Origin of the sequence: Chryseobacterium sp. CH25 (assembly GCF_004119455.1) — a bacterium.
In the GTDB taxonomy this organism is placed as follows: Bacteria; Bacteroidota; Bacteroidia; order Flavobacteriales; family Weeksellaceae; genus Chryseobacterium.
In genome coordinates this window covers 474,803-481,043 of record NZ_NRQT01000005.1, presented here as the reverse complement: position 1 = coordinate 481,043, position 6,241 = coordinate 474,803, and the positions used below count along the sequence as shown (strand labels likewise).

Genomic DNA, 6,241 nt, shown 5'->3' with positions numbered 1-6,241 from the left:
AACCTGGAAGCTTGATTTTGTACCCACTTCAGAAGGCTTTTACAGTTTCACAGAAAACCGTTATATTTACCAGTATAAAGATCACTTAGGAAATGCAAGGGTAAGCTTTTCTAAAGATAGCACAGGCGTTCTTGAAGTAACAGACACCAATGATTATTACCCATTTGGATTAAACCATATCAGTGAGTTTAAAGGTCTTTTGGGTGGGTATTTAAATTACAAGTACAATGGCAAGGAGCTCCAAGAGACGGGAATGTATGATTACGGCGCAAGAATGTATATGCCGGATTTGGGAAGATGGGGAGTTGTGGACCCATTGGCTGAAACCTCAAGGAGATGGAGTACATATACATATGCTTATAATAATCCCATAAGATTTATTGATCCTGATGGAATGCAAAATAAAGATATAACATTTGGAAAAAATATTTCTACTGAAACTCAAAATAAAATTGTTAGTGATTTAGAGAAAGAAACGGGACTTAAATTATCCGTTGGTGATAATGGAAAATTAAGTTATACTGAACCCTCTGATGCGGGTGGAAGTACAACAGCTCGTGATATGTTGAAAGGAGCAATTGATAATCATAGAACTGATTATCAAATTAATTCAGATAATACAAGAGGGTCATCTATACAAGAAATCCAAGGTAGAGGAGAGACAATTGATGGAAAGGCGGGCTATACACAGGTTTTCGATTTAAATATAAATACTAATCAAATAGATGGATTTATAAATGGTGCTAGCCAGTCTTTAAATCCTTTAACTATGGGATATGGAATGACAACTCTGCATGAAGTAAGTCATAAATATAATAATTTAATCGATGGCTTTGTTGGAGATGACGGAAAAGAATATTCTGCAACGTCTATATATGGTATGCAAGGTGATAACGAAAAAAAAGTTATTAATGTAATTAGAACTGAATTAGATAATTCGAAAGGATTTAAACTACCATTTGGCCAACGAAAATCTTATTCTCCAATGAATTCAGGTGGGTTTAATTTTAGTGCATTTAGTAGTGAAGCTTATTCTAAAGGACCTTTGAAGGTCGATCCTAAAAAAGATTTATATATCAAAACTCCTCAAAGATAATAAACTCAATAAAAGATATAAAATGAAAACTTATCAAGTATTTATATATTGTATAGCTCTTGTTACTTTTATCAGTTGTAACTCGCAATCAAAAATAATGTATAATGAAGCATACACAATCGTAAGTAAAGACTTTGTCAGTAAAGAAGTTTCAATAAAAGAATTTGGAAAAGATGTATCAGGGGTATATATTTATGATTCAATTTATCCTTATCCTTTAGATAAAAATGATTCTAGTAATTTTCATAAGAACATTTTATCAGAAAAAGATGAAATAAAACCTTTAAGAAAAGAAAAAGACCTTAAAGAGTTATCTAACAAAAATATGAATAGTAATTGGGAACTGAATGCACAATTTAAGACTGTATTTAAAACTATTGTACAATATCAAGGAATTCCAAATGGACCATTAAATGCTGCTATATTTTCTGAAATTAGAGATAATCAATTAAGAATTGATGTTGTACCCTTTTTTCAAGGAAGTCCCAAATATTGTGGATCAATTACCAAATATTACTTTAAGTTTGATAAAGCTAAAATTATTGAAAATAAAAAATGGACTGATCATTATGAATGTTGGTAATGATTTTTAATAAATAACCACTGCAACTGCGGTGGTTTTCTTGTTCTGTTTTGTATTAGAAAACAGAACAAGAAAATAAATCTTTAGGATAATGATGACAGTTATATTTACCAGTATAAAGATCACTTAGGAAATGCAAGGGTAATCTTTTCTAAAGATAGCACAGGTGTTCTTGAAGTAACAGACACCAATAATTATTACCCATTTGGATTAAACCATATCAGTGAGTTTAAAGGTCTTTTGGGTGGGTATTTAAATTACAAGTACAATGGCAAGGAGCTGCAAGAGACAGGTATGTATGATTATGGCGCAAGATTTTATATGCCTGACTTAGGTAGATGGGGTGTTGTAGATCCGTTGGCGGAAAAGATGACGAGATATAGTCCTTATAATTATGCTTTTAATAATCCTATTAGATTTATCGACCCCGATGGTAGACAGAATGAAGATATTATTAAAGTTAACGCACAGGGCTACGTTCAATCTATTACTCCTCAAGAAGGTCCACATGTTATAGTTGATGAGCAAGGAAATCAGCTGAATACTAATGATTCTACAGCTGACCAAGAACAATTACAACAACTGGTCGATTATGCAGGAACAATGACGGATTATGAAGTACAAGATGCAGAAGTGAGATTATTTACACCTTATCCGGCTCAAGATATGGCAGATGCTTTTAATAAAATTGGAATTGGAGATATAAAAGATAAAGCACAATATCTTCAGGCTTTTGGAGAACAATCATTCATTATGTTTCCTTGGATGACATATATGGGTCTTTAGGTAATGGAGAATTTGATTTCGCTGGAGAAATGGGAGCTCTTGTTAGGAATGGTGAAAATTATCCAGCTTTACGTGGAGCTACAAACGTTCCCGAGGATGGAACAGGAGGGTTTGTAAAATTTGAAGGAAGTAATACTTTATACAACGTATATGATGGAGGAAATTTTATGACAGGGAAAGCTTTCCAAATGATTGGTGCACCATTGAACGTCTTAAAAAGCGGAGCAGAATTTAATAGTAGGTATATATCACGTCAAGGTCCTGATACTTCAACGGACAAAAAGGCATATACTACGGGATACAACTATAACAGAGTAGGATGGAAAAAATAAATATTAAAAGTTTAGCAATTTTATCTTTTATAATTTTTTTGTTAAATTTTTCGGCATTTATCTTTATAGATATATTAGGATTGATTAGTCCATATTCAGCATTTAATAGAAAATTGAGTTTTTTTGTTTTATTTCCTCTAAATATAGTAGGAATACTAATTTCGTTTGCTGTCATTATAAAAAACACTTTAAATAAAGGTAAATTACTTTATTCTTTATTATGCTTTCCATTAATACTAATTTTGTTTTATTTCTTTTTCCTAAAAGGTGTAGTATTAAAGTAATAATGGAAATTTTTAAATAGATAATCCGCTACGCAAAGTTTATAACTTTGAGCAGATAAAAATAACCCATCGCAGTTGCGATGGGTTTTGTTGTTATATTTAGTTTCGTACGAAACCTTACCCTATTTTTGATAGCTTGATTTAAAAAAATAGAGAATATAGAGCAATAGCGATAAACAAGCCAAAACTCCCCCACGCTGGCTCTGGCAAGTGTATATTTTTTCATTTATTACTATAATAATCAAGATATAAGTAATGTAAAGATTGAAGGCTATGTTTTAGACTCTATTAACTCTCAGCCTTTGAGAAATGTCAAAGTGACGGTCACAAATGATAGGTATGAAAATGATAATGGGCATAGGAATTATGATGAATATTTAGGTCAAGATAAAATACAAGTAAGAACCAATAATGAGGGCTATTATTCTATTACTTTTAAAAAGAGTGCTTATGTATACATCTACTTAGAAAAAGAAGGTTATCAATCTCTTGAAGAAAAAGGAAGGCAGGCCCAAAAATTACTTACCTTTAAAACTAGTATGAATAAAACATCTCCTCGCTAGTACGGTTTTCTATAATTCGTTTCCCATCCCCTTGGCTGGCGTGAGCGTTTTGCTCGTGCTATAAATAAAAAAGAGACTGTATAAATAGATTCTAGTAATTAGTTCTACCATTCAAGTATAATTGATGACTACCTGGTTGGCACACGAATTCTTTTTTATGTAAATTTCTATAACAAAAAACTCAGTGCTACATCAATACTGAATTTTTCTCTGTTACCCTCAAGACTCCATCTCATATTATAAAAAACTACTATATTTATCCCAATTAATAATACTTTTAACCAAGATGAACGAATTTTCCGGATATGAGAAAATGCCTGATTCCTTAAAAAAGATTGGGCTTAATGAGAGTGAGCTGTCAAAATTGGATAAATTAAAATGGGTAGTGACCGAGAAGGTCCATGGTGCTAATTTTAGTTTTTCCTATGAAAACCATAAACTTCAATATGCCAAGCGAAGAGAATACCTTAGTTGGGGAGATGATTTTTTTGGATTTCAGCTCGTTGTTAACCAATTAGAGAGTACAATCCTGAGCTTATTTGAGCATTTGAGTGCTGCTATTCCTGGGAGTAGGTATATTATTTATGGAGAGTTGTTTGGTGGAAAATATCCGCATCCTGATGTTTCAGATGTTGAACATGTACAGGCTATTCAGACAGGAGTTTATTATTCTCCGGATATTCATTTCTGTGGTTTTGATATAGGAATTGTCAACGAGCAGGGGATCAAATATTACCTTGACTATGAAACTGCAGTCTCTTATTTTGAGCAATTTGGTGTTCCTTATATAAAACCTTTGTTAATAGGAAAATTTAATGAAGTCCTGAATTTCAATACCAGAATAAATTCACCTATTCCTACCCAACAATTTAACCTACCTGAATTGGAGCACAATCTTATAGAAGGAGTTGTTATCAAGCCTTATAATCTGAAAGATACCGAATTACTGTCCAATCGTCCGATCATCAAATTGAAAAATCCTGAGTTTGACGAAGAAGAAAAGTTCCATAAAGCTGAGAAGTGGTCATTTATTCCTGATGTATCCTCGAAAGCTGAAAATCTTTCTTTTATTATGGATGAGTTAAGAACGTATGTATCCCAAAATAGGTTAGAGAGTGTACTTTCTAAAGTAGGAGCTTTAGACATGAACAATATGCTTCGTGTCTCTGAAATTAAATCTGAATTTTTACAGGATGTTATTACCGATTTTAATGAAAATAATGGTGGCTTACTGAAAGAATTAAATCACGAAGATCAGGGATGGATCACGGAAAGACTCCAGTCTGAGATTCAGAACATCATTTCAGTCGCTACTGAAGAAAAATAATATCAGAATAAACAAAAAACAGAGCAATTTGCTCTGTTTTTTTATTTATAGTTCGATTATCTCTCAATCAGAATATTTTTAACAAGAGTCTGATCTCCCACCTTTAAAATACCTACATAAACTCCTCTTTCCAGAGCTGAAACATTAACTTTAGTTTCATTATTTACTTTCAACAGGGTTCTTCCTGATACATTGGTTATTTCAAAGCTGAAGTTTGCTGTTTTATCCGGTAATTCAATATTAAGGATATTATTAGCCGGGTTAGGGTAGAGCTTCACATTTTCAAGTCCGTTTTGTGTGGCCGTTCTATTGAGTGGTAAAGTAGTTGAAGCCGTTGCAAAATGCTGTAAAGCTCCCACTGTAGCTTTTCCGATATTATAAACATAAACAGGATCTACATTAGCAAAAGTATCCTTGGAGCTATGGGGAAATGTACTTCTGATTCTTTCAAAAAAGCCGGTAATAATCTCACCTTTCTGTTCAAACGGAATATAATCTGTATCTGCGGCAGGGTCTACAGCAGTCTGAAGTGGAGAATAAAGTGCCGTACAGTTTCTGAGTTGTTGTGTTACAGCAGCAGAAGCAGCATTATTACTGGAGAGACCACCCTGATCTTCATCACAGTACACCGTATTATTATTGTTTCCTTTTACACCACCTACCTGGTCAAGGTTAAACACCAGTTTTATATCCAGTTTACGGATTCCGTTTTGATAAACCACATTATTCACGTAATGCGAGCTTCCTATCAACCCTTGCTCTTCACCGGAGAAGTGAATAAACTTAATAGAATACTCCGTAGGTACATTTTGCAGTATTCTGGCTGCTTCAAGAATAATAGAAGTACCACTTCCATTATCATTCACTCCAGGGCCGTTAATCGTATCAAAATGCCCGCAAATAATGACATATTTGTTAGGGTAAAGAGTTCCGGTTTTAGTGATAATTAAATTTTTTGAAGTTGCAGATCCATAAGTAAAAGGACTTTCCGTAATTTGACTGGCAGTGTATCCATAAGAAAGATATTTGTTTTTTATCCAGTTGAAAGCGTTGACATTAGCCTGCGAACCCGTTTTTTTAATTCCAAAATTACCGAAATCCTGAAGATTTGCTGTAATATTAGTTTGGGTCACCATATCAGCCCTGTCTTTATAAGCCTGAATAAAAGATTGAGCACCAAGGCTCTGCGCAATCAGTGATGCGCATAAAAGAGTGGTAATTCTTTTCATATAATTAATTTTTAATTGGTATTGCGAATGTAGTAAATAAA

General features: G+C 33.2%; 7 protein-coding genes. 6 read left to right on the top strand and 1 reads right to left on the bottom strand.

Translation table 11 applies throughout. The features are described from left to right. The 6 genes from BOQ64_RS15100 to BOQ64_RS15075 all read left to right on the top strand — a co-directional run. Positions 1–1,096: RHS repeat-associated core domain-containing protein (locus BOQ64_RS15100; protein ID WP_164975815.1), on the top strand; the 1,096-nt coding region annotated here is incomplete at its 5' end. A gap of 22 nt (positions 1,097–1,118) precedes the next feature. Continuing rightward, positions 1,119–1,679, top strand: a complete 561-nt coding sequence (locus BOQ64_RS15095; RefSeq protein ID WP_129057638.1) for a hypothetical protein — start codon at positions 1,119–1,121, stop codon at positions 1,677–1,679. Between the two features lie 105 nt (positions 1,680–1,784). Next, entirely contained in the window at positions 1,785–2,465 is a 681-nt protein-coding gene (locus BOQ64_RS24745; RefSeq protein WP_129057637.1) for an RHS repeat domain-containing protein, read from the top strand. Further along, complete coding sequence (locus BOQ64_RS15085) at positions 2,441–2,797, top strand: hypothetical protein (RefSeq protein WP_129057636.1); 357 nt, start codon at positions 2,441–2,443, stop codon at positions 2,795–2,797. The genes BOQ64_RS24745 and BOQ64_RS15085 overlap by 25 nt, the downstream gene beginning before the upstream one ends. 586 nt (positions 2,798–3,383) lie before the next feature. Further along, the gene (locus BOQ64_RS15080) at positions 3,384–3,644 is read left to right on the top strand and encodes a hypothetical protein (protein ID WP_164975814.1); all 261 of its coding nucleotides are present in this window, start codon (positions 3,384–3,386) and stop codon (positions 3,642–3,644) included. A gap of 286 nt (positions 3,645–3,930) precedes the next feature. Continuing rightward, a complete protein-coding gene (locus BOQ64_RS15075) occupies positions 3,931–4,971 on the top strand; it encodes an RNA ligase family protein (protein WP_129057634.1) in 1,041 nt (346 codons plus the stop codon). A 56-nt stretch (positions 4,972–5,027) separates the two neighbouring features. On the opposite strand, the gene BOQ64_RS15070 is transcribed toward BOQ64_RS15075, so the two are convergent. Next, a complete protein-coding gene (locus BOQ64_RS15070; RefSeq protein ID WP_129057633.1) occupies positions 5,028–6,200 on the bottom strand; it encodes a M28 family peptidase in 1,173 nt (390 codons plus the stop codon). Between the last annotated feature and the right edge of the window lie 41 nt (positions 6,201–6,241).